The following is a 22,749-nucleotide window of genomic DNA, read 5'->3' as shown; positions in this document are numbered from 1 at the left end:
TCGCCCAGCCAAGACATAAAAAATATTTCAAACAAATAAGAATTTAGAAATCATGTCTAACAAAAGATCAATTTTGGTGGCAACAATTGGCACACGAGATTTGGCATTTCAGGTATCTACTGGAGAATGGCGAAATATTGGAGACAAACAAGCTGAAGGCAATAGCAAAACTGATAGGATGTTAGTCCAAGAGGATGTTGGGAAAGTAAATACATCCTTGCGGGAAATAACCAACTTCTTTCTGGAATCTTGGGATGAATATAGCGATCGCCTTCAGCCAATAATCATAGGGCAGCTACTTCAAGATAAGTCTAAAGAATTAGAAAAAATTTATTTGATCGGTACAGATCAATTGGAATCTGTAAGTTTTAGAGGAGAAGATACACTTTATTCTGCCAAAATTATCCAACTGTGGATTAAAAAGTATTTTGAGGTGCCTGTAGAAGTAATCTTACAAGGGCATGAAGGATACAACCCTTCAAACTTTGAGGAGATGTTTCAATGGTGGAAGGGCATATGGAATTACATCACATCGAAACTGAGTGAAGATTTACCCGTTATCCTTTGTCTTAAGGGGGGAGTTGGACAGTCTTCTGAAGCTTCTAGAATTACTGCTCTAAGTCAATTTGCGGAAAATGCTATATTTTATGATTTCTCTATCGATAAGGAACGTAATCTCTCTGGCAAAGCATCACTTTATGGAAATCCTTCTCTAGGAGCTAACTATCTTTGGGATCGAAGACAAAAAGAGGCTTTAGCTCTTCTGAAGCGTTTCGACTATGAAGCTGTAGATTCAATTCTTAAACCTTATTTTTCTCAAAATCTACATATTGAAAAACTATTAGAAGCTGCAATGTATTGGAATAACTCTAAATTTCAAGAGTTTGCAGATGTTTTAGGTGATAAGGCTCAAGAACGATCGCAACAATGGTGGTGGACTGGATATGAAGCAGCCTATTTAGGGGTAGTCAGGCTTACTCAGGAAAATATTGTTGAAGCTTTCTTTCATAGCTTTCGTACTTTTGAAGGCATTTTCTCGAAATGGGGCGATCAAGAGTTTAGGGGGCATATCCACAAAGAAAAAGGCAAGCCTATGCTTCAGCCTTCAATACTGACGGATGAAAAAAACTATTTTCAGACTGCTAAGTTTAAGTCTAATGGTGACCCTAAGGACGATTTAGCAAAACTAAAATGTAAAATCGAAAAAGAAAGTGGAATATTATTGGATTTGAGTTCTTTATGCAAACTTTTCCGAAACATCCGTAAAAATTACGAAACTGACTGTAAAGAATTAAAAATGTTTTGGAAAGAGGGATTGAAGATTACTGATAGAAGAAATATAGTTTTTCATCAACTACTGGGTATGACTGAAACCCAGCTTTGGGAATTTTGGGAGGTGCAAGGACAAATTGAGTGGGAAAATCAAATTCTCAGCTTCTTAAATTTTATTACCGAGCAAACTTTTGATTCTCTGGGTCAGGCAAGTTTAATGGCTAATATTCATCAAGATATAGAAAAAGCGATCGCTAAATATCAACCAGCATCCATATAATCATGGCTAGTATTGTTTTATCGTTTGTAGGTTTGCAAGACCCCTTTGCCAAGGGAAATAACGAAGGGTCTATTATTTCGTTGTTACGTTACTTAGTCGCAGATGGATGTGAAATTAAAGAAGTCGTACTACTTTATACCGAATCTACCCAGCAAGGTGCCATTGATACCAAAGATTGGATTGAGTCCGAAATAGGGCTTTTAAGTACAAGTGTATCGCTTATTAAAGTAAGTCAAGATTTGTCTGATGATCCAATTGACTTGTTATTGGCAGCAGAAGAGGCAAAAAAGGGGCTAGAATTTATTCAAAAAAGCTTGGAATTAGGCGATCGCATTGAATTTAATGCCTCATCTGGAACGCCTGCTATGAAATCGGCTTTTAGTTTGTTACAAGCATCGGGTTATGTTCAAAATGGTCGGGTTCTGCAAGTGCGAAATCCCTATGAGATGAAGGAAGGACAAGAGAGGATTTTTGAGACTAATGTGACCGTTTTGCGGAGAGAGTTTGATCGGCGAGTGATTGTTAAACAACTGGAAGATTACAACTATGGAGGTGCCTTAAGATCTCTTAAAATTTCTTGTTTAAATTGTGATGATGCAATTCTCCTATTAGAGTATGGGCGATGTCGGATGGCTTTTGATTTTAATAGAGCATTTTCTAATATTAAACTAGTAAAAATTGATATAAATCCGCAGTTATTACAAGAGATTGCTGCTCTTCGGCAGAGAAAGTTAGATGCGATTTGTAAAGAATTATATTTTAATGCTTTAGTTCGTTATAAAAATCTAGAATTTTCAGAGTTTTTAGTTTTAATCTCACAGTTTCAGGAGTGTTTTTTAGCATTATTATTAGTAAAAAAGCTACGGATTTCCGTACCTAATAATTTGCAAGAAGCTGTTGATTTTTGGCATAAGGTGAAGATGGTTGATGGGGGGAAACCTTATCAGGAGTTATTAAAGGATTATCGTGTAAAAGGATGGGATTTAACACCAGAAGGGTATCCTAACAGATTTCACTTAATCGGGATCTTAGATTATTATGCCGAACTTAAAAATGTGCTTATACATATCAAGAAGCTTAATGAATACTGCGAACAGCGCAATCGTCGAGTTCATCGGTTTGAGGGTGTTTCTGTGATTGATAACGGGGTGGGGGTAATTGCTATTATGAAAAAGTTAGTTAAGCTATTGACTCTTCCAAATGAATCCTCTTTTGATTTACTTAATAAAACAGTTTTGGAGTTGATTGGGTAAATTTATCAATCTTATTATTTTTAACTCTGATCAGGAGATAATTGTGCAATGGATAAACTAGCAACTTACCGTCAAATTATTTGCAACGTTTTGAATCGATACATTGATGTTAATTATGCTAACGTCAACGCTAAAAACAAAGCTGCTTTTGACCCTAAAACTGATGAGTACATAGTTATTTCAGTAGGCTGGGATAAAAATCATCGGTGCGTTCATGGCTGCCTTATTCATATAGAAATTATTGATGGTTTAGTGTGGGTTCAAAGAGATGGAACCGAATCTATCGTTACGAATGAATTAGTTGAGGCAGGTATTCCTAAATCAGATATCGTATTAGGATTTCAGGAGCCAAGCTTCAGACAATATACGGGATATGCCGTAGCCTAGTTATTAACTCTACCTAGCGATATGTATTATGTATTACCTTAATTCTAAAACAGCACAAGTCCGTAATATCTCTGTATCCGTTGCAAATGGCATCATTAGTCTTGTAATTCTGCTGATCGCTCCTCTAGGTTTACTAGCTGTTATTGTTAACACTGCGTTAGTAATGGCTTCAACCTATGGTTTATTAGTAGGAAGCGATCGCCTTATTATGTACCTACAACGAGATCAACAGGTAGAATTATTACCTCGTAGTAAGAGTACGGATATTACTAAAAGTCGAGATCGTTCAGATATTGATCGTTAGTTTCTTGGCTTATGCGATCGCTATATATTTCACAGCAGGGTTGCTATATTTCTCTTAAACAAGAGCAAATAATTATTAAGCAAGGGGAAAATATCTTAGACAAGGTACAGATTCCTCTACTTGAGCAAATTCTGATCTTTGGCAAGTCACAGGTTACAACTCAAGTTATTACCACTTGCTTACAAAGAGATATTCCGATTGCCTATCTTTCTCGGATGGGATATTGCTATGGTCGTGTTATTGCCATTGAAAGAGGCTATCGACAGTTATCCCGTTACCAGCAACAGCTATCAATTTTAGAAAGACTATTAATTGCTAGACAAATTGTTAATGCAAAAATCAAAAATAGTCGTGTGATCCTGCAACGCCAAAATAGACGTAAAGCCTCGGAGCATTTATGCTCAACTATTCAAAGTTTAGACTACCTGTGCGATCGCACATTCCAAGTCGAAACTACAGACCAGTTACTGGGAATTGAAGGAGCCGCCGCCGCCGCTTATTTTTCAGCTTTTAGTGAGTGTATAGATAATCCTGAGTTTGTATTTAGTGCTAGAACTCGCCGACCACCAGGGAATCCAGTTAATGCTATGCTCAGTTTTGGGTACCAAGTTCTTTGGAATCACATACTCGCTCTTGTGGAGTTACAAGGTCTTGATCCCTATCATGCTTGCTTACATCAAAGTTCAGAAAAACACGCAGCATTAGCTTCTGATTTAATCGAAGAATTTCGTGCTCCTATTGTGGATTCTCTAGTTCTTTATTTGGTAAATCGTGGTGTAATTAATCTGGGTAGCGACTTTGAGTATCGTGATGGTGGATGTTATCTTAATGATTCTGGACGCAAAAAGTATTTGAAGGCTTTTATTCAAAGGATGGAGCAATCTTTACAAACTGATTCAGGAGAACAACCCCGTTGGGATACCCTCACTCAGCAAATTAGAGCTTATAAAAACTGTGTATATGAGCCAACTATGACTTATAAACCGTATTTAATTCGATAATTTATTTATGCTATTTTATGTAATTACCTATGATATTCCTTGTGATAAGCGTCGCAAGAAAGTTTCAGATTTACTAGAAGGATATGGCAAACGGGTTCAATACAGCGTATTTGAATGTGTTTTATCCAATGCCAAATTTGAGGAATTATGTAAACGTCTTCCTAAAAAAATAAAAATTGCTGAAGATAGTATGAGACTTTACCCAATTTCTAAGCATACCGTTGGACAAGTTATAATTTGGGGTGAGCCACCGTTAACTGAGTTACCACAATCTACAGTTATTTAATCCTCGAAACAAGTGATGGCAATCCCTACAGTCATTTTATTAATTTGATTTCCATCTAAATTTTCTTGATTTATGAGATCACTCGCAAACCACCTCTGGACATTAGGCATGATGAGGGGTTTAATGGGAAGGGCTCCCTACTCGCTAGGGAACCTAATTGATTGGAAACATGATGAAGCGGACTTTGAACCGCTGGTTCACATCCTTGCTCCCTACTCGCTAGGGAACCTAATTGATTGGAAACGGATAGCAACTGTGGTGGTTCATGTAAGGAATTGACATACTCCCTACTCGCTAGGGAACCTAATTGATTGGAAACTGTAGCTGATAACTTAATACAGGGGCGATGGGTATATAACTCCCTACTCGCTAGGGAACCTAATTGATTGGAAACACCAATGCGAAAAGAGAAACTAAGTTGAGTCTTATATCTCCCTACTCGCTAGGGAACCTAATTGATTGGAAACTAACGGAAAGACTATCCGTAAGATACTCAAAGCTATTAAACTCCCTACTCGCTAGGGAACCTAATTGATTGGAAACTTAGTTTGGAGAATTATGGAAGAAGGTATCAAATTTCTCGAACTCCCTACTCGCTAGGGAACCTAATTGATTGGAAACCAACCAATGTTTCAAAGGTCTTACCAATCACCTTAGAGCTATCTCCCTACTCGCTAGGGAACCTAATTGATTGGAAACTGTGGAAGACGAGGATAGCAAGAAGATTAGCGCCTTTATCTCCCTACTCGCTAGGGAACCTAATTGATTGGAAACTGTGAGATATGTCAACTCATTGCATGAACCACCACAGCTCCCTACTCGCTAGGGAACCTAATTGATTGGAAACGGAGCTTTACCTCTAACAACCAGCATGCCAATGTATTCTCCCTACTCGCTAGGGAACCTAATTGATTGGAAACTTACCGATAACTGGCGACATTACTTGGCTAGGCTCTCTCCCTACTCGCTAGGGAACCTAATTGATTGGAAACATAAGATACTGTGAAATCTCCCTGATCTCTGGCGCGATCATCTCCCTACTCGCTAGGGAACCTAATTGATTGGAAACTGTGATCTGCTAAATGGCACCCTTTCAGATTTCCACACTCCCTACTCGCTAGGGAACCTAATTGATTGGAAACTTCCCCACATCCAATTACGGCAAGCATCAAGATCGCCCCCTTCGGCAGCTCCCTACTCGCTAGGGAACCTAATTGATTGGAAACTTAAAAAGTGTAAAACTTGCTATAAGCGATGGTTTAGGGCTCCCTACTCGCTAGGGAACCTAATTGATTGGAAACATATTGATTTTTAGGTGCGGTCTTGGCTTCGGTTACGCTCCCTACTCGCTAGGGAACCTAATTGATTGGAAACCAATTACCTAAATCAGACTTAACTGCATTGGCTTTAACTCCCTACTCGCTAGGGAACCTAATTGATTGGAAACAGAAGCTCAATTGGTTCATCACTCATTAATTATCACCTCCCTACTCGCTAGGGAACCTAATTGATTGGAAACCTTAACCGCCCAGAAGCAGGGCTGGTAGGGTGACTCAATACCTCCCTACTCGCTAGGGAACCTAATTGATTGGAAACATTACCAGACCATATACCAAACTTAGGTAACTCCGCCTCCCTACTCGCTAGGGAACCTAATTGATTGGAAACCAACAAGAGTAGCTAAGCCAATTAACTTGGCATTAAGGCTCCCTACTCGCTAGGGAACCTAATTGATTGGAAACTTGACTTGGCTCGTCTGTTCTATTACATGACAGATGATGCTCCCTACTCGCTAGGGAACCTAATTGATTGGAAACTTATTAGGCTTATCTGCATGCTTGGTAGCACGGTTCATCTCCCTACTCGCTAGGGAACCTAATTGATTGGAAACAATAGAAGAACTACTGAAATAATCCTTTGTGTAGTTGGTCTCCCTACTCGCTAGGGAACCTAATTGATTGGAAACCTGTATTGAGTGCAGAAGGCAGTTAACCCGCTTATGCTCTCCCTACTCGCTAGGGAACCTAATTGATTGGAAACCTTCTTCGTGCAAAGTTATGCGCTCACTTTCTCGCAAATCTCCCTACTCGCTAGGGAACCTAATTGATTGGAAACCTCGAAAAGGCATGCATCAATGGTCATCATCGGATAGTTCATGCTCCCTACTCGCTAGGGAACCTAATTGATTGGAAACTTCCCGTCAGGGGTGAAGGTGAAGTCGGATGCTCCGCCGAACTCCCTACTCGCTAGGGAACCTAATTGATTGGAAACCCGCTTACAGTTAAACTCGATGAAGGCGTAGTGGAATAAGCCGTACTCCCTACTCGCTAGGGAACCTAATTGATTGGAAACAATATTGAGCCTTCGCCTTCTTTTGTTTCTACTTTTACTCCCTACTCGCTAGGGAACCTAATTGATTGGAAACAATCTCTCAATCAATTTACTAAACTGACATTCCAAGTTCTCCCTACTCGCTAGGGAACCTAATTGATTGGAAACTCTAATTAATATTGAGGGATTCCCATATATCGGATTCGCTCCCTACTCGCTAGGGAACCTAATTGATTGGAAACTAGGATAGGTTACTGGATCAGTTGTTCCCAATGTTGCCTCCCTACTCGCTAGGGAACCTAATTGATTGGAAACATTGTGATTGCGTTAATTATGGTTTGCCCACCTGAACTACTCCCTACTCGCTAGGGAACCTAATTGATTGGAAACACTCAATCCTAGCAATCCTAATGAAGTGCAGACAAGTCTCCCTACTCGCTAGGGAACCTAATTGATTGGAAACTGAGTTAGCTCTACCGTGTGGTTGAACACGATTGGCAACTCCCTACTCGCTAGGGAACCTAATTGATTGGAAACTGTCGAGTTGTGAACGAAATTGAACATCAAGTTTTTTCCTCCCTACTCGCTAGGGAACCTAATTGATTGGAAACCCACAACCTGCTGTTCGAGGTGCTGAACGACCCCGGCGCTCCCTACTCGCTAGGGAACCTAATTGATTGGAAACTCCCTTTTGCTTGTCGGGGCTGACCAAACCGCTTTCGCTTTCTCCCTACTCGCTAGGGAACCTAATTGATTGGAAACTTTGTATACATCCATCAGCTAATATGTATCCAAGCCAATCTCCCTACTCGCTAGGGAACCTAATTGATTGGAAACTGTTAATAACAATACACTTCTAAGATAAGTTCCTATACTCCCTACTCGCTAGGGAACCTAATTGATTGGAAACTTAAACTCTTCTGTTATATACTTGAACCAAGCATAAACATCTCCCTACTCGCTAGGGAACCTAATTGATTGGAAACGACCAACCTAGATTGCAAAGGAGAAGAAAGATAGGAGCTCCCTACTCGCTAGGGAACCTAATTGATTGGAAACAAACCCTTACCCAGACATGGTTGACTCGGATGCGTGAATTCACTCCCTACTCGCTAGGGAACCTAATTGATTGGAAACATGAAATATTCCTCTATTGGGGAGTTGTTCAGAGACGCCTCCCTACTCGCTAGGGAACCTAATTGATTGGAAACGTTAGCTGGTTTAGGAGCAGCAATAGGCTCAGCTACCACGCTCCCTACTCGCTAGGGAACCTAATTGATTGGAAACGGGATTTAATCAAGTCATCATAAACAATCAAGTGGGCGGCTCCCTACTCGCTAGGGAACCTAATTGATTGGAAACCCGGTACATGCCCAGATGGGTACAGGCAAAGGCACTCTCTCCCTACTCGCTAGGGAACCTAATTGATTGGAAACTTTGATCACCCTCCTCACCCGAAGGTGGCTCATCATCACCGCTCCCTACTCGCTAGGGAACCTAATTGATTGGAAACTAAATTATTATCTATTACACATCTCTACTTAACTCCAATAGCTCCCTACTCGCTAGGGAACCTAATTGATTGGAAACCCATAAAAGATTTAGACATAACATTAACTCCATGGGTGTAAACAAGCTCCCTACTCGCTAGGGAACCTAATTGATTGGAAACTAACTGCCCTTATGAAAGGCAGAGGAATGGGGACTTACAGCTCCCTACTCGCTAGGGAACCTAATTGATTGGAAACCGGCTTGTGCCGCTAGAAGTTTAACATTCTTCATTGTTTCGCTCCCTACTCGCTAGGGAACCTAATTGATTGGAAACATTCTGATAAAAGACTTTTCCTTGTGCCTCTTCAGACGCTCCCTACTCGCTAGGGAACCTAATTGATTGGAAACACATACTCATTCTCGGCAAGGACAGTATTAAAACTACTCTCCCTACTCGCTAGGGAACCTAATTGATTGGAAACAACTTCTTACTTCTATAAGACAGCCAGTTCCAATAGCCTCCCTACTCGCTAGGGAACCTAATTGATTGGAAACGAAGTAGAACAAGATTATATAATAAACCTACTGCTGTCTCCCTACTCGCTAGGGAACCTAATTGATTGGAAACCTTAGTGGTGTAAGCGGCTCTATGGCTGACTACTTAGACTCCCTACTCGCTAGGGAACCTAATTGATTGGAAACTCAAAGGTGTTCCGCAACTTCGGTGAGAACATCGGTCTCCCTACTCGCTAGGGAACCTAATTGATTGGAAACTCACTGTTTGCTCACGCTCCTAGAGCATTAGACGTTAGCACACTCCCAAAATGGAAAGGGTCGTAGGGCGAAGCCTCGCAATGGGTTTTAGTTTTGCTGCTATCAAAATGTGTTTACTTTTCTTTGACCCACCTACTTAGAATCAATATCATCGGATATACGATCGCCAAAATAAAAAGCCCTTTACTGAGCCTTAGCCACAAAAATACTCTTTTAGTAAATCCTTCCCCCGATCGCCCAAATCTAAAACAGTTTGTCTGAGCAAAGCGATCGCCATAGGAGACGGATGATGATGTCCATTTTTCCAACGGCTAATAGATAGGCAAGTGGTACCAATTCTTTGAGCAATTTCAGCTTGATTTAAATCTAGCCTTTGCTGAAGCTCAGATATTAAGTCTGCGTAGTTTCTAGTCTTTAACTGCATGGTAAAGAGTCGGCATATCAAGTGTTATAAAAACTATATCAGCTAAATATGTAGGTTGTAGTGACAGTTGCTACCAGAATATAAGGCTTGGTTAAATACTCCTTACAATCGTTACGGACGCTGATATATATCGATCTCTTAATACCCGCTATTACGGAAACTAGAGAGAAAGTGCGATTGCTTACGATAAGAAGGTTCTGATAAAAAATAGCTTTATACAAGGAAAAATGATGTACAGAACAAGTTTACGCAAAGTCGGTGGATCAATTATGTTGGCTGTGCCGCCATCTTTCCTTGATATGTTGCAACTTCAGGCTGGTTCAATTGTGGGAATTACCGTTGATGATGGAAAAATTATTGTTACACCACAACTAAAATCTGGCTATTCCCTAGATGAATTGTTAGAACAATGTGACCCAGATGCTCCAATTACCGATGAAGATCAAGAGTGGTTTGATTTGAAACCCATAGGGCTTGAACTATGAAAAGAGGTGATATTTACCTAGTTTCGCTTGATCGCATAATCAACAGGGTACTAGACCAGTCCTTATAGTTTCACCTTCTTCAGCCATTTTCTTGATTGATCAGTGTTACCCTTTGCTCGGCAGTCTCAAGATACTCTCGGCATTTACATGCTAAACCCATACCCTCTTCATAAAGTTCCAGTAAAACTGCAATGGGTTCATCACCACGATCTAAGGTTTTTACAATAATTTCTAATCGCTGAATCTGCTGTTCAAAGCTAGTCATGGTCATAGGTTAGTTTGGGCTTTACGGTCTGGATCGTAGCATGGGCAACTTCGCTATTACGGACGATCGCTATCTGGTCAAACTCACTCAAAGATTCACTGGCAGAAATAATATGATTGCCATCTTGTAATAAGGCAAAACCCCTACCCAGAGGAGACAATGGATATAGAGATTTACCATGAGCTTCAAGAGCATCTAATTTAGTTCTGGCAGTTTTTAAGTTGCGATTTATCAGCTTGGTTAAGGCATTCTCAGCTTCATCTACCCTTTGACTGTAGTTCTTCAAGCGATCGCCCAATTTCTGAAATCCATAGCTATTAATTAAGCGATCAATTTTTTGCTTCTTAGACTCTAAGACTGCTTGAATATTCTCAGTTAACTCTTGCTCAACCGCTTGAATATAACCGAGTAAAGTATTGCGATCGCTCTGAGTTACTAATTCGGCGGCGGCGGTTGGCGTAGCGACACGGACATCGGCAACAAAATCAGCGATCGTAAAATCTGTCTCATGCCCAACTGCGGAGATTATAGGAATTTCTGAATTATAAATAGCTTCGGCAACGGGTAAAGTATTAAACGCCCATAAATCTTCTAAAGAACCACCACCCCGACCCACAATCAGCACCGCATTATTAAAGCCCGCTAAAACTTGATTTAGTCTGGTGATAGCATTGGCAATTTCTTGGGCTGCATATTCCCCTTGCACACTAGCTGGACATAGATAAATCTGACAGTGTGGCGATCGCCTATTAAGAGTAGATAACATATCCTGTATGGCTGCTCCTGTGGGAGAAGTGACTATGCCGATATGCAAAGGTAATGCTGGGATAGGACGCTTGCGATCAAAAAATCCACCATCAGCTAAATCCTGTTTCAATCTCTCAAAAGCCAGATATAACTCACCTTGACCAGCAGGTATTAGAGATTGGCAATCAATCTGATATTTACCCCTCGTGGCATAGACCGTCAGCTTACCCGTAACAATTACCCGCATCCCATCGCTAGGCATAAAGGAGATTTGCTTGCTACCCCAGAGTACACAGTCTATTTGCGACTCATCATCTTTGAGTGTGAAATACCGATGCCCAGAGGACGCAGCTTTATACCCCGAAATCTCGCCTAATACTCTAACTTCACCAATACTTTCTCTGAGCAGCTTTGTAATCTTTTGGGTTAAGGCAGTGACACTTATTTGAGTATTATTCCTAGACATTTTTGATTTAACGGTAGTGTCTCAAAGTCATTCTATAGGCGATCGCTACTGTAAACATTTCTAGTGTGAATTAGGTATCGCTTAGAAAAAGTTACCCCTAGAAAGTGTCTCTCTCAAAACATTGATTCAGCCGACTGCTTCCGCTTCAATTTATTTATTGGTTCCGCAGCCCTACGGGGAAACCTGCCGATCATTTCAAAAGCATCAGGATATAGGATATTAATAAGTATGCGATCGCCTAATCAATCTAGGAAAAGTCAATGGTATCAGTAAGTGTAAGAATCAAATACTCATCAACAGGTGGCACCCCAAGCTCAACAACAACTACGTCCGTACAAGTAACTAAAAGTAATCCCACAGAGTCAGAGGTTGAAGCAGCCATCAGGAAAAAATATCCACGGTGGAACTTTATCATCATTGAAATTTTGGGATAGATAATCAGTTTGCGATCGCCTAATAAATCTCTCTGTTTACTTAACCGCCAATTTGATCCGATCAAAACCACCAATTGACTGCGACCAGCTTCGCCCGACTTACTTTTATTAATTTGGCGCACCATCCCTACGGGAAAACATTGAGCGCATTTTGACTATCCTGTATCGAAGGGATCGCTATGGGAATAAAGTAAATGGCTATCTGTCCAGTATTAATAGTCGTAAATTTGCCAGTGAATTTGATGTTCTAGGGGTGAGTTACTGCGATCGCTCTGAAAGAAATTTGGCTTAACTTGATCTAAATATAAAAGTCTCTACGCTCGAACGCCACTAGGCACGGGGAAGGCTTTTTATTGTTGCTGCGCTTTTATTTTTGGGCTACGCTCCACGGGATTGGAGAGTATAGCACACCAGTCGCTACATGAGCAGAAAGCACTTTTGTTTAATTTATGTCTTTTGATGCCCCGTTTTATTTTGGTTCCGCTTCGCTCCACTGGTTATTTTTGGGGCAGTTTTTTTATTGGCTCCACAGTCGTTCCGCGCGGTTTATTGTTGTGCTTTTTTGAAGATTTTTTGTATTCCGCTTTGTGGTGTGCATCTCTACGTTGGGGTGTGTTCCGCTTCGCCCGTCTATATTGATTCGCTGCGCTCAATTTGTTTAATGTGTAGTGCGGTGGTGCGGAGTATGAGTGTGTGTTGTGGGGGGCAAGCCCTAGGGGGTTCTCAGTTGGGCTGTCCTTGTGGCTCTCCTGTGGGGGGCGGGGCGGTCTAGTCCCATTTTACATAGTTGCTTGGGGTGCGGCTGCCTTGGCTTGGTAGTTGCCAGTTTTTTAGTTCGTTTGTCATCCAGTCAGCGTTTGGTTGCCAGTCCACCACATAGTAGTTTTTTAGGGTTCCTTGCCGCCTAGCGGTTCCGTTTTGTTTCAGCCATTTTACAGTTTCTGTTCCTGCTACTTTCATCGGGTCTAGGGCTATTAGTGTTCGGGTTTTCTCTCTCTGTGTCCACACGATCGCAGCTTGCAGGTCAGTTGGCAGTAGTAAACTTTTCATCTTTTTGTCTCCGTTTCTTTTCTCTATTATATCATTGTTTGTTTGCTTTTAATAGTACAAAATGTTATACTATTCTTAGTTTAGAGGTTAAATAAATGGTTACTAAGTTTTCTATTCTTTACTCAGTTTCAGCAGTCAGACGGTTATTAGGCTTAGGCGATCGCATAGCGGTCAAGATACAGGAATTTGGCTGGGTTATCTGGGTTTGGGTCAGTGGCAAACGCCCGACATTTATCAGTAAAAAGGCATTTAAACAGCACTTTGTAGATAAACGTAGAGCCGCAGCCAGAGGGCTTGTAGTAACTCGTAATGCTTATCAGTCTTGCAGTTATTCAGTTAGAAATGAGTCAAAGGACAGTGTTTATAAGGTTGTTCTAGGGGTGAATGCGATCGCCTGTGAGTGTGACGATTATCGAAATCAAACCGAGTTTTTTGGGCATGGAGTCTGTAAGCACGGCTACGCAGTTTTAGCGCAGATTGGATATAGCAGTCTTAAAGATTATCTTAAAAGTGTTTGCTTTTAATAGTACAATTTGCTATACTTAAATCAGTTCAGAAATGAGCAAAAAAAAGAGCCTCAAAGACTGGTCAGAGTCAGAGAGGCAGTAAACCCAATTTACTTAATCAATAAATACCATGAACACACAGAAAATAGAACAAGCGATCACATCGGCAGCATTCAAAGCCAGACAGCAAATGTGGGAAGAGTACGGCGAAATGCACGACTTAGAGAAATTAAAAGGCACATACAGAAATTGGTTTGACGGTGCTGTAGATGCTCTGATTGAAGAATGTATGCCAGTAGTTAGCGGTAGTAATCCACACGTTTTTAATGGTCATAGTTTCGATAATGCGATCGCCAAACTCAAACCAAATTACACCGCAGAGGATGAAGCGGATCAATACATATTCGATCAAATCCTAGCAGCCTAGAGGTAATAACCATGTGTGAAATGACTGAAAGGATTGTTAGAGAAGATATTTATCTCTGCCAAAGTTCACTAATCGAAAAGTGTTTTGAAAGTTCTTTATTCTCTATCGAAGACATCGAAAATCTTAACGATGATGAAACAGACCATTATAGAGAAATCTTTGAATGGTGGTCGATCTCTAACTGGTTAGCGGAAAAGCTGAGAGAACATAAAGAGCCAATCTTAGAAAATGATTACGGTACTTGGTGGGGCAGATGTACCACAGGTCAGGCTATCAAGATGGACGGAGTAATCGAAGAGATCGCTAATAATCTCTAATTCTGAATGACCAAAGCCTGTGATGTCTCTAAAAGCTCAGGTAGTAAACCCAATAAAGAAAATCTAAAACTATGTCATTACAAGTATTCGGAACCAAACCCAAAGACTCTATCTTTCTACCACAACAACCCTATTCAGTACGGTTAAATTGCCAAGCTGGACAGATAGCGATCAGTGATGATGAATATCTAGGTAACTCAATGGAAATCTCGATCATTGGTGTAAAGCAAATGTTCGGTAGCTTGGGCAAAACCAGAGACACAGACTGGTTACAGATATTTTTTATTCCTGCCCCTAGCTGCAAAATCTTACCAAGCAATACAGTTTGTGTGTCTTACATTAAGACCAGAAGCTTAAGCCAATTTAACCAAAAGATTACCCAGTTAATGGAATCTGGTGAACCAGCCGAGGGCATATTTATTATCTCTTTCCAGAGTCACCAAAACGGTAAAGGCGATCCATACAAATCAGTTAAGTTTGACTGGAGACCTAGAAAGACCGCAGAGGAGAAAAAGCAACTAGAGGAGATCATCGGTTTTATGCAAAATAACCCAATCTTGGGAGATGCAAACGGAACCCGTGAGATGTTGCCAGTGCGTAGAGAGTCTGAAGCAGATAGGAAGGCTTTAGTACCAATTGAGCCAGTCGCAGCCTAGTAAAAATTAAAGCCCTAGTCAAGTTTAGTAGCACGGCTAGGGCAGTACCCAATTAAGGATTTAACTATTATGCAGATAATTGATGAGTTTGAGATCGAAATCGAAGATTTAGAAAGCTTAAAGCTAAATGATGAAGAGAAAGAAGCATTTCTAAAAGAAGAGGAAAACGAGTTTATGGATGACTATTTACGATATGGGAACCAATAAAATGAATACACTTATCGAAATTTCGAGAGATTTGATCGACCTAGAGCAACAGCTAGAGGATTTAATTGATAATCCCGAAGCTCAGGATGAAGCGATCGCCCGATACCTAGAGAGTTTTAACAGCACAATTGCAGACCGTGACCAAAAACTAGATAACTATGCAGGATTGATCCAAGAGTTACAGGCTAGGGCAGATGTTAGAAAAGCCGAATCTGACAGACTTAGTAACCGATCGCAGATTGATGAAAATAAGGTTAAAGCTCTCAAATCAAATCTGAAAAAGTTTTTTGAGGCACACAAACTCAAGACCGTCGAGACAGATCGGTATCGGTTGACCCTTGCTAAGAATGGCGGGAAAGCTCCAATGATTTTAGATGATGTGCCAGCGTCCGAATTGCCAGAGCAGTTTACTTATAGAGAGATTGATCGGGTGGCAGTTAGACAGGCTTTAGATAAAGGTGAGGTTTTAGACTTTGCCAGATTAGGCGATCGCGGACAATCTTTGAGGATTAAATAAATGGAAACTAAAACTAAAACAATTGCCCAGTTAAATGATGCTTTCCGTAAATCCGAACCTAACGAGTATTGGTTATTGACCGCAGGAGCTAGGGCAACAGATGTACATGAACTTCTAACAAAGGTAGCTACTTTTGATGATTTTAATGAGGATAACGATCCATACGGTGAGCATGATTTCGGAATTATTGAAATTAACGGGGATAAATACGACTGGAAGATTGACTATTACGATCTCGATCTTATATATGCCAGTCCAGACCCAACTAATGAGAGTCTTACCCGTAGAGTAATGACCATCATGCACAGCAGCGAATATTAAACGTTCTAGGGGAGGTTACTAACCCTATTAAATATTGAGGATAAATTATGTTGAATCATTTTACGAGTAAAGGTTATTTAGTCTATGCAGAGCGATTTTTTAATTATGGGATTGATGTAAAGGCGATCGCCATATTCAATACCGAGAAAAGGGCAATTGATTTTAGAGATAGATTTATTAAAAAGCACACCGACCAATTTGGACACAAAGTCTATGGGACAGTCGCAGTAAAGGCGATCAAAATAAACCCCGAGACTTTAATTGATGGTGAGTTGATTGGCAATTATTGTGAATAAAGCATCAAGGATTTCAGTGTAGCGAAGGTAGCTGTAAATCCTTGACATCTAAGCATCTTGGAGCGCAGTTTGATTTTTTATGAGTTGATGCGCTTTTATTTTCTTGGGGCGTAATCCGCCTTTATTTACTGGCTCGCTTTGCTCGCATTGGTCGGCAGAGCCGCCCTTACCTGAATAAGTTACCCCTAGAACATTATGACAATCACGGAAATTACCGAAAAATTAAAACAGCCATTCCCAGCAGCAGATCATGAAATTAGAGAGTTACCAGGTGGGAAGCAATGGGTTTATATCCGTTGGCAAAAAATCAGATCACGCCTTCATCAAGCTTGTCCAGATTGGCAAGTGAGTTACAGTGATCCAAATTACCTAGATGAATATTGCTATGTCCGATGTAAATTAACGATCGCTGGGATAAGTAGGGAAGCTGTGGGCAATGCCAAGATTCAACAATTATCTAGTAAGGGTAATGACATGAGCCGTGGCACTCCAATCGAGAGAGCGATCGCCGATGCTTTTAAAAATGCTGCTGAGTCGTTCGGCGTAGGTGCTTATCTGGACGATCAAGAATTTGTCATTAGGCATCTATGCAAAGAAGGCGATATGCGTTGGCACAAATTAAAACAAAAAATGTAGGAGATAGATTATGCTGTTAGCTGAAAAGAAATCAGACTGTATAGAAATGCTAGATCAACTTGATTACCAACAATTAACTCAAAAGCAACTAGATGGCATTAAAAGCCGTGCGATCGAGCTATGGGGAGATAACTGGTTAGCCGAATTAGCAAGGGGATACGAGCGTGTAACTGGGGCAAAACAAAGAAGTAAATTTACCCAACTACAGAGATATTTTAAAGGCGATTCTGTTCCTAATTTAGATAGCATGAATGCCATGTTGATAGCTTTGGATTGCAAGTTTAAGATGGAATGTTTTACTGTCAAAACGCTTGATCTTTAATGCTTTTCTAAAAGAGTGGTAGGTATGTCACTACCGTCTATTTTCTTGCTTCTCAATTATTTTTTCATTAGAATCACTATCTTTGTTATCAATTGACACGATTCCCCCAATTAAAACCGCAATCATCATTAGCAGACTAGCGAGTTTTTTAACTGGTAATTTCTTAATCTGATCTTCAATAGGCTCTTTAGTTTCAGTAACAATCGCTCGACCATACATTTCGGCAATAAATTCCTCTGGCTTAACAGCATAAAGTTCAGCTAACTTTTCTATATTTTCAAGATTTGGAATACTCCCATTTTCCCACGCAGCAATAGTCGGTTGAGTCACGCCAAGCAATCTAGCAAACTGTAACTGAGACTGATCGCCTCTAAGCTGTCTAACCTTTGATGAAAAGCGATCGCAGAAATCTCGATCCATTGGCTTAAATAAAACAAATTGTTGCATAACTTCTTTACGTTGTAACGTCATTTCTTTTATAATAAGTTTATTATGAATTAATAGGTTTATTATGAAGAGAGAAAAGACTACTACAGCCTTAGAGCCAGAATTAAAAAGATCAGTGCTAATTCGTGCAGCAATTGAAGGACGGGAATTTTGCGAAGTGCTGAATGATGCGATACGTCGTGGTCTGAACGACAAATCTATTTACCCAATAGGTAAGGCAAGTGATCAGTAAGTTGCTTAGAGATAGTGCTTTGCAGTTTATTGAAGCTGAGAAGAAGGCGATCGCGTACTGGTCAAATTATCAACGTTCTAGGGGTAATTGTTGTCCAGTAAAAAAAAGTGATTTTGAGCAGTTGATTAAAGGTGAATTACAAAGCTTGAAAGCATCTGAAAAGATTGCTGCATAAAGAAAACCCTCTATTACCAGTAGAGGGCGTGTTGTCCATTAATTGTAGGAATGAACTTAGAAATGATACTTGAAGTACAAGACTATTTTAAGCCAAATATCGGTGATTTAGTTGGTACCGAGGTTGGCTGTGGTGAGATTATAGGTGGATTTTACAACGAGAACGGCTCGACATTTATTAGTGGAATTGTTCGGGAAATTAAAGGCGATTCTATAAAAATCGAAGTTACCGATCCAAGCCGTCATGTGACGATGCTCGAAGTAGGACAGATTTATTCAACTCTGTCGGGCTGGAGGTTGTCATGATAAAAGATTACCTAGCCAAGCAAGGCTATTTTACTAATTTACCGAATAAGGTTGATTGCCAATATAGCGAGGATTGTGAATATTGCCGTGAAGGTAAGCAATTTATCTGTGATCTATGCGATCGCTCAGTGCCGTGGTGCTTTGGTGGCGATGATCATTATGGCGACGAGCTTTGTAATGAGTGTTGGGGTAAAAGTTCCAAGCTAGAAGAGGAGGGGGAGGAGCATGAGTAAGTTTTATCCCCTAGAACATAAAGAGTGGACAGAAGTGAGACAAAACCTTAAACCTGTTGAGATTGTCGTTCTTTACCACTTAAGAACTCTCGATCCATTTGGCGATCGCACGATGCGGATCAATGTAACCGAGTTAGCAACTGAATTAAAAATAAATAGATCAACGTGCAGTAGAGCTTTAAAGACACTTTGCAATGAAGGCTATATTACCCTTCAACTAGACACGGTAGTAGTTACGGTAAAAAAAGAGTGTGATCAAAAAAGCACAGGTGTGATCAAAAAGTCACACTCTGGATCAAAAAAGCACACGATTGATCAAAAGATCACGCAAAAGGATCAAAAGATCACAGAGATTGATCAAAAAAGCACAGTGATACCCTCTAAAGCCACTCTAGGAGAGGATTCGGAAGACTCTAAGACTATTAAGACTAATAAGACTGATCAGATCAGATCGAAAAATGAAAATTTTGAATTAAAAAATCATGAGGTTGAAGTCAAAAACGATCAAGAGATCGCCCAAGAAACCAAGGACGATCCAGATAAAGAACTCAAGAAATTCATCATTAAGACCGTTGAAAAGCAAAAAGGGATAGAAATATCCAATGCCGATGCTTACGCTGCTAAATGCCTAGAAAAAGACCGAAATCATTGGCGATCGCTCTATGAGGAGAGCAAAAAAACAAAGCCGAAGCCGAGAGATTTAATTGCTGAAGATATTTGGAGATTAGAGCAGAGTATTTCAGCAGCAATAAAAATGCGAGATTACGAATTTGCTAGGGCAAGACTACCTGATGAATTTGCAGAGCAGATTTTTGAAAAACACCCAGAGTGGAGGAGCTTGCTATGCCGATGAATCGAAAACTATACCCAGATGACTGGAAGGCGATCGCAACTGAGATTAAGCAAGCAGTTGCCTGGAAATGCGAGGAATGCGGTAAACAATGCCGTAGGAATGGTGAATCATGGGCAGAGTTTTTCTCAGACTGGGATATGCAGAGTTCCGAGTTTGCCGAGGCGATAGATCATCCCCAGCGATTTACTTTAACGGTTGCTCATTTAGATCATCATCCTGAAAATTGCGATCGCTCGAACTTAAGAGCATTATGTAAACCATGCCATCTCAGGTATGACGTTGGGCAAATGGCAATGAAAAAGCGACTTAAGAAAGAACGTGAAGGTCAGCTAAGACTGGAGGTAGATCGATGAACTATCCCCTAGAACAATTAGCTGGTCATGGCAAAAATCCCCGGGCGATCCAAAAATCTTTACCCCTAGAACAATGCGACACCTTGACTTATTTTCAGGAATCGGAGGCTTTACCCTCGCAGCCGAGCAAGTTGGTGGAATTAAAACCACGCAGTTTGTCGAAATCGATCCCGATGCCCAAGCCGTCCTGCGATCGCACTGGCGAGATATACCAATCCACGAAGACATCAGAACTTACCAATGTTCTAGGGGAAACTTCGACCTTACGACCGTTGGATTTCCATGCACGGGTACAAGTATCGCAGGTACAAGGACAGGACTTGACCACGAACATAGTGGACTTTGGTTTGAAGCACTCAGAGTCATCAACGAGTGCCGACCAAGGTTTATCATCATCGAAAACCCCACAGGATTACTCAGTCATCGGTTACTCAATAGAGGAATGGATAGAGTCCTTTGGGGACTTTCCGAAAGCGGGTACGATGCAGAATGGCAGACTATTTCCGCAGCCGCACTTAAAGCCCCCCACCGTAGAGAAAGGGTTTTTATCATTGCCTACCCCGAATGCCTCGAAATCCACGGGCAGAAGCCGACCTGCTGGGCAGACCAAGTGCGAGACATGGTTCAAGAACAACGGGCTATTAGCAGATTCCCAATGTTTGAGTCCACAGACGATGGCGCAGTTGTTAGGTTTCCCGATGGACTGGACGAGGTGCCTGTGGGAGTCGAAAGAGGATCGCCTGGAAGAATTAGAAGTCGATACCTATTCGGAAGAACTGTTGTGCCTGCCTGTGCAGCGATCGCCCTTAGAAGAGTTAAGTATCTCAATTCCTGCATCGAGCGCAGTTGAAAAGTTACCCCTAGAACGTGAAATTAGTCAGGAGGATTCTAACTGGATTGAGCTATACGATCGCTTAGCAGACCTTCAAAGTAAAGCTGATTTTATTCGTGCGACTGGTCCTGTTGCTCAAAGCGGAGTTTGGATTGAGTATGGCAAAGTTTCTAAGCGTAAATTCCGTCAGGCTTACTATCGGAGCAATAAGGCAATATTCCCAGCTAAAAGGCAAAGTAGTTTAGCTCAGTCTGAGAGTGGACTGGTAAAGCGTCAGTACATAGGGGAAGAAAACAGCAAGGAGGTCAAGAGAGCAGGAGAGGCGATCGCCCGCAGGAATGAGTTAGAGCGAATTGGTAAGGAAATTAAATTAATTGAGAAGAGCTTATGCAAATAATTACCCAGCCTTTGTATTGGAAAAATGAAACTAGCGGTCATCTGGAAGCAGCAGTCATCGCTTATGTGAACAGACTAGAACTAAGTAGCAAAGATATAGGCTTACTCAAAAGTTACTTTGCTATTTGGGTTAATGCCACGGTTTGGATGCAAAGCAAAGAACTTGAAAATCTGAGGCAATCTGTTGAGGCGATCGCCACAGTTGAAGATATTCACCAATGGCTAGATAAAGCAATTGATATAGGAATCGACCCACTATGAAATGCTTTTACTGTAAGGCTAAGGCGGATTGGCTTTGTGATGGTTATGGGTGCGATCGCCCGTAGGAATGAATTAGAGAGGATTGCTAGGGAAATTAAGTTAATTGAGGAAAAATTGATATGAAAAATAGACTTGAAGCAGAGCAAGATGGCAACAAAATATTAATCAGGATTAATGCCAAAAATGTAGATATGGCTATCAAAATTATGGATTTGATTGAAATTTTCTGTATTAATTTAGTCCGACATGATCTAGAGGAGGAGTGGAAATGACAGACCTTAAATGTTTTTGGGTAGATCAAATCGAAATGCCAAATCTGTGGGAAATAATTTGGAGCCGTTTAGTTGATTTGGAGGGTGAAAGTGAATGTTTAAACAATGGCGAAGTTTGGCAGTACATGGGTAGCAAGATTGAAGGATCGGATTATGTTCATACCTTCAGGCATCGATGCCACCCAACGACTAATGACAGGGGATATAGACATATCAAGATGGCAATAAGCAAATGATTTTGATAATAATCATGATTCACATACTGGCAATGTTAATGATCGTAGCGATCTCATGGTTTGTAAATACAGATATTGAGAGATATGTAAACCAAAGGAGAAGGAGACGATGAAATTACCAATTAAAAGAAATGGAAAATGGCTACACATAATATTTCAATCACCAATTGCATTGATCAGAGTTGAAAGTAATTGGAGATTTGGATTTGCTGGGTACCGTGCGATCCTGTTGCGATCGCCAATGATCAATATTTACTGGGGGATTGAATATGACTCAGATTTTTGAGTGGGTTGATTTAGTTAGGCTTGGTTACAAATTTGAACTCGTCTTAGGAATAACTCACGGCTATGACGATATGTATGGAGGTTATTTAACTACTTTCTACCACCGTCCGAAGCTCGTTTGGTTGGAGCCAGCTAAGCCACAAATTATTGATGATGAAATTCCATTTTAAAAATTATATGAAAGAAGCAGAAAAGATAGTAAGAAAATATTGCGAAGTTTATATGGATTGCGATGGAGATAAACCTTATTACATACGTTTTTGTCCTTTGGAAACAGATTTTTTTCGACATGGAGTTTCACTGGGTACAAGGTTTGAAAACCGAGAAGATGCTGAAGAATTTGCTATTAAAGTTGATGAATACATTAACGAATTCATAAATATTGAAATAGAGAATGTGAAATAACGTCAGAAC

37 protein-coding genes and 1 CRISPR repeat array are annotated in these 22,749 nt (G+C 40.6%); of the genes, 31 read left to right on the top strand and 6 right to left on the bottom strand.

The window, feature by feature from the left end; genetic code table 11:
* Window positions 1-52: 52 nt before the first annotated feature.
* Genes SYN7502_RS18440 through cas2 form a run of 6 tightly spaced genes read left to right on the top strand, consistent with a single transcriptional unit; the run spans window position 53 to window position 4,783 of the window.
* A complete protein-coding gene (locus SYN7502_RS18440; RefSeq protein WP_015169432.1) occupies window positions 53-1,552 on the top strand; it encodes a hypothetical protein in 1,500 nt (499 codons plus the stop codon).
* A 2-nt stretch (window positions 1,553-1,554) separates the two neighbouring features.
* The gene (locus tag SYN7502_RS13940; protein WP_015169431.1) at window positions 1,555-2,805 is read left to right on the top strand and encodes a hypothetical protein; all 1,251 of its coding nucleotides are present in this window, start codon (window positions 1,555-1,557) and stop codon (window positions 2,803-2,805) included.
* A gap of 48 nt (window positions 2,806-2,853) precedes the next feature.
* Complete coding sequence (locus tag SYN7502_RS13935) at window positions 2,854-3,192, top strand: XisI protein (RefSeq protein ID WP_015169430.1); 339 nt, start codon at window positions 2,854-2,856, stop codon at window positions 3,190-3,192.
* Window positions 3,193-3,220: 28 nt separating this feature from the next.
* A complete protein-coding gene (csx18, locus tag SYN7502_RS13930; protein WP_015169429.1) occupies window positions 3,221-3,496 on the top strand; it encodes a CRISPR-associated protein Csx18 in 276 nt (91 codons plus the stop codon).
* 11 nt (window positions 3,497-3,507) lie between these two features.
* Window positions 3,508-4,497 (top strand): CRISPR-associated endonuclease Cas1, encoded by a 990-nt coding sequence (gene cas1, locus SYN7502_RS13925; protein WP_015169428.1) that lies wholly within the window; start codon window positions 3,508-3,510, stop codon window positions 4,495-4,497.
* Window positions 4,498-4,504: 7 nt separating this feature from the next.
* Complete coding sequence (gene cas2 / locus SYN7502_RS13920; RefSeq protein ID WP_015169427.1) at window positions 4,505-4,783, top strand: CRISPR-associated endonuclease Cas2; 279 nt, start codon at window positions 4,505-4,507, stop codon at window positions 4,781-4,783.
* A 133-nt stretch (window positions 4,784-4,916) separates the two neighbouring features.
* A CRISPR array of direct repeats spans window positions 4,917-9,379; the repeat unit is 36 nt; unit sequence CTCCCTACTCGCTAGGGAACCTAATTGATTGGAAAC.
* 193 nt (window positions 9,380-9,572) lie between these two features.
* On the opposite strand, the gene SYN7502_RS13915 is transcribed toward cas2, so the two are convergent.
* The gene (locus tag SYN7502_RS13915; protein WP_015169426.1) at window positions 9,573-9,803 is read right to left on the bottom strand and encodes a helix-turn-helix domain-containing protein; all 231 of its coding nucleotides are present in this window, start codon (window positions 9,801-9,803) and stop codon (window positions 9,573-9,575) included.
* Between the two features lie 227 nt (window positions 9,804-10,030).
* Here SYN7502_RS13915 and SYN7502_RS13910 point away from each other — a divergent pair, with 227 nt between their 5' ends.
* Complete coding sequence (locus SYN7502_RS13910; RefSeq protein WP_246828922.1) at window positions 10,031-10,288, top strand: AbrB/MazE/SpoVT family DNA-binding domain-containing protein; 258 nt, start codon at window positions 10,031-10,033, stop codon at window positions 10,286-10,288.
* A gap of 79 nt (window positions 10,289-10,367) precedes the next feature.
* Here SYN7502_RS13910 and xseB read toward each other — a convergent pair whose 3' ends face one another.
* The 3 genes from xseB to SYN7502_RS13895 form a co-directional block, all read right to left on the bottom strand.
* Complete coding sequence (gene xseB, locus SYN7502_RS13905) at window positions 10,368-10,553, bottom strand: exodeoxyribonuclease VII small subunit (RefSeq protein ID WP_041429507.1); 186 nt, start codon at window positions 10,551-10,553, stop codon at window positions 10,368-10,370.
* Window positions 10,546-11,766 carry an exodeoxyribonuclease VII large subunit gene (gene xseA, locus SYN7502_RS13900; protein ID WP_015169423.1) on the bottom strand — a complete coding sequence of 407 codons (1,221 nt, stop codon included), beginning with the start codon at window positions 11,764-11,766 and terminating at the stop codon, window positions 10,546-10,548. Before xseA ends, xseB begins: the two co-directional genes overlap by 8 nt.
* A 247-nt stretch (window positions 11,767-12,013) precedes the next feature.
* Window positions 12,014-12,325, bottom strand: coding sequence for a hypothetical protein (locus SYN7502_RS13895; RefSeq protein WP_015169422.1), 312 nt, complete (start codon window positions 12,323-12,325; stop codon window positions 12,014-12,016).
* Between the two features lie 26 nt (window positions 12,326-12,351).
* Here SYN7502_RS13895 and SYN7502_RS20280 point away from each other — a divergent pair, with 26 nt between their 5' ends.
* Window positions 12,352-12,492: a hypothetical protein gene (locus SYN7502_RS20280; RefSeq protein WP_168130370.1), complete on the top strand. Its 141-nt coding sequence runs from the start codon at window positions 12,352-12,354 to the stop codon at window positions 12,490-12,492.
* Between the two features lie 270 nt (window positions 12,493-12,762).
* Complete coding sequence (locus SYN7502_RS19840) at window positions 12,763-12,972, top strand: hypothetical protein (protein ID WP_144050222.1); 210 nt, start codon at window positions 12,763-12,765, stop codon at window positions 12,970-12,972.
* Here SYN7502_RS19840 and SYN7502_RS13890 read toward each other — a convergent pair.
* Window positions 12,969-13,250, bottom strand: coding sequence for a hypothetical protein (locus tag SYN7502_RS13890; protein ID WP_015169421.1), 282 nt, complete (start codon window positions 13,248-13,250; stop codon window positions 12,969-12,971). The genes SYN7502_RS19840 and SYN7502_RS13890 overlap by 4 nt on opposite strands.
* Window positions 13,251-13,345: 95 nt before the next feature.
* On the opposite strand from SYN7502_RS13890, the gene SYN7502_RS13885 reads away from it, so the two are divergent.
* The 10 genes from SYN7502_RS13885 to SYN7502_RS13845 all read left to right on the top strand — a co-directional run bounded on the left by SYN7502_RS13885 (window position 13,346) and on the right by SYN7502_RS13845 (window position 17,455).
* The gene (locus SYN7502_RS13885; protein WP_015169420.1) at window positions 13,346-13,774 is read left to right on the top strand and encodes a hypothetical protein; all 429 of its coding nucleotides are present in this window, start codon (window positions 13,346-13,348) and stop codon (window positions 13,772-13,774) included.
* Window positions 13,775-13,886: 112 nt separating this feature from the next.
* The gene (locus SYN7502_RS13880) at window positions 13,887-14,183 is read left to right on the top strand and encodes a hypothetical protein (RefSeq protein WP_015169419.1); all 297 of its coding nucleotides are present in this window, start codon (window positions 13,887-13,889) and stop codon (window positions 14,181-14,183) included.
* A gap of 11 nt (window positions 14,184-14,194) precedes the next feature.
* Window positions 14,195-14,500: a hypothetical protein gene (locus SYN7502_RS13875; protein ID WP_015169418.1), complete on the top strand. Its 306-nt coding sequence runs from the start codon at window positions 14,195-14,197 to the stop codon at window positions 14,498-14,500.
* A 71-nt stretch (window positions 14,501-14,571) separates the two neighbouring features.
* Window positions 14,572-15,156, top strand: coding sequence for a hypothetical protein (locus SYN7502_RS13870; protein WP_015169417.1), 585 nt, complete (start codon window positions 14,572-14,574; stop codon window positions 15,154-15,156).
* A 69-nt stretch (window positions 15,157-15,225) separates the two neighbouring features.
* Window positions 15,226-15,363: a hypothetical protein gene (locus SYN7502_RS20275; protein ID WP_015169416.1), complete on the top strand. Its 138-nt coding sequence runs from the start codon at window positions 15,226-15,228 to the stop codon at window positions 15,361-15,363.
* A gap of 1 nt (window position 15,364) precedes the next feature.
* A complete protein-coding gene (locus SYN7502_RS13865) occupies window positions 15,365-15,880 on the top strand; it encodes a siphovirus Gp157 family protein (protein ID WP_041429505.1) in 516 nt (171 codons plus the stop codon).
* Window positions 15,881-16,201, top strand: coding sequence for a DUF3768 domain-containing protein (locus SYN7502_RS13860; RefSeq protein WP_015169414.1), 321 nt, complete (start codon window positions 15,881-15,883; stop codon window positions 16,199-16,201).
* Window positions 16,202-16,248: 47 nt separating this feature from the next.
* On the top strand, window positions 16,249-16,497 hold the full coding sequence (locus SYN7502_RS13855; protein WP_015169413.1) for a hypothetical protein: 249 nt from the start codon (window positions 16,249-16,251) through the stop codon (window positions 16,495-16,497).
* A gap of 195 nt (window positions 16,498-16,692) precedes the next feature.
* The gene (locus tag SYN7502_RS13850; protein WP_015169412.1) at window positions 16,693-17,133 is read left to right on the top strand and encodes a Rad52/Rad22 family DNA repair protein; all 441 of its coding nucleotides are present in this window, start codon (window positions 16,693-16,695) and stop codon (window positions 17,131-17,133) included.
* A gap of 10 nt (window positions 17,134-17,143) precedes the next feature.
* The gene (locus SYN7502_RS13845; protein WP_015169411.1) at window positions 17,144-17,455 is read left to right on the top strand and encodes a hypothetical protein; all 312 of its coding nucleotides are present in this window, start codon (window positions 17,144-17,146) and stop codon (window positions 17,453-17,455) included.
* Between the two features lie 30 nt (window positions 17,456-17,485).
* Here SYN7502_RS13845 and SYN7502_RS13840 read toward each other — a convergent pair whose 3' ends face one another.
* Window positions 17,486-17,926, bottom strand: coding sequence for a helix-turn-helix transcriptional regulator (locus SYN7502_RS13840; RefSeq protein WP_015169410.1), 441 nt, complete (start codon window positions 17,924-17,926; stop codon window positions 17,486-17,488).
* A gap of 40 nt (window positions 17,927-17,966) precedes the next feature.
* Between SYN7502_RS13840 and SYN7502_RS20270 the strand changes: the two genes are divergently transcribed.
* The 12 genes from SYN7502_RS20270 to SYN7502_RS13790 all read left to right on the top strand — a co-directional run bounded on the left by SYN7502_RS20270 (window position 17,967) and on the right by SYN7502_RS13790 (window position 22,740).
* Window positions 17,967-18,134 carry a hypothetical protein gene (locus SYN7502_RS20270; protein ID WP_015169409.1) on the top strand — a complete coding sequence of 56 codons (168 nt, stop codon included), beginning with the start codon at window positions 17,967-17,969 and terminating at the stop codon, window positions 18,132-18,134.
* Window positions 18,124-18,309 carry a hypothetical protein gene (locus SYN7502_RS13835; protein WP_041429502.1) on the top strand — a complete coding sequence of 62 codons (186 nt, stop codon included), beginning with the start codon at window positions 18,124-18,126 and terminating at the stop codon, window positions 18,307-18,309. Before SYN7502_RS20270 ends, SYN7502_RS13835 begins: the two co-directional genes overlap by 11 nt.
* A gap of 62 nt (window positions 18,310-18,371) precedes the next feature.
* Window positions 18,372-18,614 (top strand): hypothetical protein, encoded by a 243-nt coding sequence (locus SYN7502_RS13830; protein WP_015169408.1) that lies wholly within the window; start codon window positions 18,372-18,374, stop codon window positions 18,612-18,614.
* Complete coding sequence (locus tag SYN7502_RS13825; RefSeq protein ID WP_015169407.1) at window positions 18,611-18,847, top strand: hypothetical protein; 237 nt, start codon at window positions 18,611-18,613, stop codon at window positions 18,845-18,847. The genes SYN7502_RS13830 and SYN7502_RS13825 overlap by 4 nt, the downstream gene beginning before the upstream one ends.
* Window positions 18,840-19,700 carry a MarR family transcriptional regulator gene (locus tag SYN7502_RS13820; RefSeq protein WP_015169406.1) on the top strand — a complete coding sequence of 287 codons (861 nt, stop codon included), beginning with the start codon at window positions 18,840-18,842 and terminating at the stop codon, window positions 19,698-19,700. Before SYN7502_RS13825 ends, SYN7502_RS13820 begins: the two co-directional genes overlap by 8 nt.
* Window positions 19,697-20,053, top strand: coding sequence for an HNH endonuclease (locus SYN7502_RS13815; RefSeq protein WP_246828921.1), 357 nt, complete (start codon window positions 19,697-19,699; stop codon window positions 20,051-20,053). The genes SYN7502_RS13820 and SYN7502_RS13815 overlap by 4 nt, the downstream gene beginning before the upstream one ends.
* Window positions 20,054-20,126: 73 nt before the next feature.
* Window positions 20,127-20,903, top strand: a complete 777-nt coding sequence (locus SYN7502_RS19050; RefSeq protein WP_015169404.1) for a DNA cytosine methyltransferase — start codon at window positions 20,127-20,129, stop codon at window positions 20,901-20,903.
* A complete protein-coding gene (locus SYN7502_RS19045) occupies window positions 20,845-21,282 on the top strand; it encodes a hypothetical protein (protein ID WP_071880373.1) in 438 nt (145 codons plus the stop codon). The genes SYN7502_RS19050 and SYN7502_RS19045 overlap by 59 nt, the downstream gene beginning before the upstream one ends.
* Window positions 21,273-21,542 carry a hypothetical protein gene (locus tag SYN7502_RS13805; protein ID WP_015169403.1) on the top strand — a complete coding sequence of 90 codons (270 nt, stop codon included), beginning with the start codon at window positions 21,273-21,275 and terminating at the stop codon, window positions 21,540-21,542. Before SYN7502_RS19045 ends, SYN7502_RS13805 begins: the two co-directional genes overlap by 10 nt.
* Window positions 21,543-21,661: 119 nt before the next feature.
* Window positions 21,662-21,814, top strand: a complete 153-nt coding sequence (locus SYN7502_RS20265) for a hypothetical protein (protein WP_015169402.1) — start codon at window positions 21,662-21,664, stop codon at window positions 21,812-21,814.
* A 505-nt stretch (window positions 21,815-22,319) separates the two neighbouring features.
* Window positions 22,320-22,505: a hypothetical protein gene (locus tag SYN7502_RS13795; RefSeq protein ID WP_015169399.1), complete on the top strand. Its 186-nt coding sequence runs from the start codon at window positions 22,320-22,322 to the stop codon at window positions 22,503-22,505.
* 7 nt (window positions 22,506-22,512) lie between these two features.
* The gene (locus SYN7502_RS13790; RefSeq protein ID WP_015169398.1) at window positions 22,513-22,740 is read left to right on the top strand and encodes a hypothetical protein; all 228 of its coding nucleotides are present in this window, start codon (window positions 22,513-22,515) and stop codon (window positions 22,738-22,740) included.
* Window positions 22,741-22,749 lie beyond the last annotated feature (9 nt).

This window comes from Synechococcus sp. PCC 7502 (genome assembly GCF_000317085.1).
Taxonomy (GTDB): domain Bacteria; phylum Cyanobacteriota; class Cyanobacteriia; order Pseudanabaenales; family Pseudanabaenaceae; genus PCC-7502.
This window is presented reverse-complemented; position numbering and strand designations above follow the sequence as displayed.

Bases quoted from the DNA above. Each gene is read 5' to 3' on its own strand.
- SYN7502_RS13870 (WP_015169417.1), top strand. From the start codon at position 14,572: ATGTCATTACAAGTATTCGGAACCAAACCCAAAGACTCTATCTTTCTA.
- SYN7502_RS13840 (WP_015169410.1), bottom strand. From the start codon at position 17,926: ATGACGTTACAACGTAAAGAAGTTATGCAACAATTTGTTTTATTTAAG.
- SYN7502_RS13885 (WP_015169420.1), top strand. From the start codon at position 13,346: ATGGTTACTAAGTTTTCTATTCTTTACTCAGTTTCAGCAGTCAGACGG.
- SYN7502_RS13890 (WP_015169421.1), bottom strand. From the start codon at position 13,250: ATGAAAAGTTTACTACTGCCAACTGACCTGCAAGCTGCGATCGTGTGG.
- SYN7502_RS13805 (WP_015169403.1), top strand. From the start codon at position 21,273: ATGCAAATAATTACCCAGCCTTTGTATTGGAAAAATGAAACTAGCGGT.
- SYN7502_RS18440 (WP_015169432.1), top strand. From the start codon at position 53: ATGTCTAACAAAAGATCAATTTTGGTGGCAACAATTGGCACACGAGAT.
- SYN7502_RS20270 (WP_015169409.1), top strand. From the start codon at position 17,967: ATGAAGAGAGAAAAGACTACTACAGCCTTAGAGCCAGAATTAAAAAGA.
- SYN7502_RS13790 (WP_015169398.1), top strand. From the start codon at position 22,513: ATGAAAGAAGCAGAAAAGATAGTAAGAAAATATTGCGAAGTTTATATG.
- SYN7502_RS13815 (WP_246828921.1), top strand. From the start codon at position 19,697: ATGAATCGAAAACTATACCCAGATGACTGGAAGGCGATCGCAACTGAG.
- SYN7502_RS13845 (WP_015169411.1), top strand. From the start codon at position 17,144: ATGCTGTTAGCTGAAAAGAAATCAGACTGTATAGAAATGCTAGATCAA.
- xseB (WP_041429507.1), bottom strand. From the start codon at position 10,553: ATGACTAGCTTTGAACAGCAGATTCAGCGATTAGAAATTATTGTAAAA.
- SYN7502_RS13830 (WP_015169408.1), top strand. From the start codon at position 18,372: ATGATACTTGAAGTACAAGACTATTTTAAGCCAAATATCGGTGATTTA.
- SYN7502_RS13865 (WP_041429505.1), top strand. From the start codon at position 15,365: ATGAATACACTTATCGAAATTTCGAGAGATTTGATCGACCTAGAGCAA.
- SYN7502_RS13935 (WP_015169430.1), top strand. From the start codon at position 2,854: ATGGATAAACTAGCAACTTACCGTCAAATTATTTGCAACGTTTTGAAT.
- cas1 (WP_015169428.1), top strand. From the start codon at position 3,508: ATGCGATCGCTATATATTTCACAGCAGGGTTGCTATATTTCTCTTAAA.
- SYN7502_RS19050 (WP_015169404.1), top strand. From the start codon at position 20,127: ATGCGACACCTTGACTTATTTTCAGGAATCGGAGGCTTTACCCTCGCA.
- SYN7502_RS20275 (WP_015169416.1), top strand. From the start codon at position 15,226: ATGCAGATAATTGATGAGTTTGAGATCGAAATCGAAGATTTAGAAAGC.
- xseA (WP_015169423.1), bottom strand. From the start codon at position 11,766: ATGTCTAGGAATAATACTCAAATAAGTGTCACTGCCTTAACCCAAAAG.
- csx18 (WP_015169429.1), top strand. From the start codon at position 3,221: ATGTATTACCTTAATTCTAAAACAGCACAAGTCCGTAATATCTCTGTA.
- SYN7502_RS13860 (WP_015169414.1), top strand. From the start codon at position 15,881: ATGGAAACTAAAACTAAAACAATTGCCCAGTTAAATGATGCTTTCCGT.
- SYN7502_RS13850 (WP_015169412.1), top strand. From the start codon at position 16,693: ATGACAATCACGGAAATTACCGAAAAATTAAAACAGCCATTCCCAGCA.
- SYN7502_RS13820 (WP_015169406.1), top strand. From the start codon at position 18,840: ATGAGTAAGTTTTATCCCCTAGAACATAAAGAGTGGACAGAAGTGAGA.
- SYN7502_RS13795 (WP_015169399.1), top strand. From the start codon at position 22,320: ATGACTCAGATTTTTGAGTGGGTTGATTTAGTTAGGCTTGGTTACAAA.
- SYN7502_RS13875 (WP_015169418.1), top strand. From the start codon at position 14,195: ATGTGTGAAATGACTGAAAGGATTGTTAGAGAAGATATTTATCTCTGC.
- SYN7502_RS13880 (WP_015169419.1), top strand. From the start codon at position 13,887: ATGAACACACAGAAAATAGAACAAGCGATCACATCGGCAGCATTCAAA.
- SYN7502_RS13825 (WP_015169407.1), top strand. From the start codon at position 18,611: ATGATAAAAGATTACCTAGCCAAGCAAGGCTATTTTACTAATTTACCG.
- SYN7502_RS13910 (WP_246828922.1), top strand. From the start codon at position 10,031: ATGATGTACAGAACAAGTTTACGCAAAGTCGGTGGATCAATTATGTTG.
- cas2 (WP_015169427.1), top strand. From the start codon at position 4,505: ATGCTATTTTATGTAATTACCTATGATATTCCTTGTGATAAGCGTCGC.
- SYN7502_RS13895 (WP_015169422.1), bottom strand. From the start codon at position 12,325: ATGGTGCGCCAAATTAATAAAAGTAAGTCGGGCGAAGCTGGTCGCAGT.
- SYN7502_RS20265 (WP_015169402.1), top strand. From the start codon at position 21,662: ATGAAAAATAGACTTGAAGCAGAGCAAGATGGCAACAAAATATTAATC.
- SYN7502_RS13915 (WP_015169426.1), bottom strand. From the start codon at position 9,803: ATGCAGTTAAAGACTAGAAACTACGCAGACTTAATATCTGAGCTTCAG.
- SYN7502_RS13855 (WP_015169413.1), top strand. From the start codon at position 16,249: ATGTTGAATCATTTTACGAGTAAAGGTTATTTAGTCTATGCAGAGCGA.
- SYN7502_RS13940 (WP_015169431.1), top strand. From the start codon at position 1,555: ATGGCTAGTATTGTTTTATCGTTTGTAGGTTTGCAAGACCCCTTTGCC.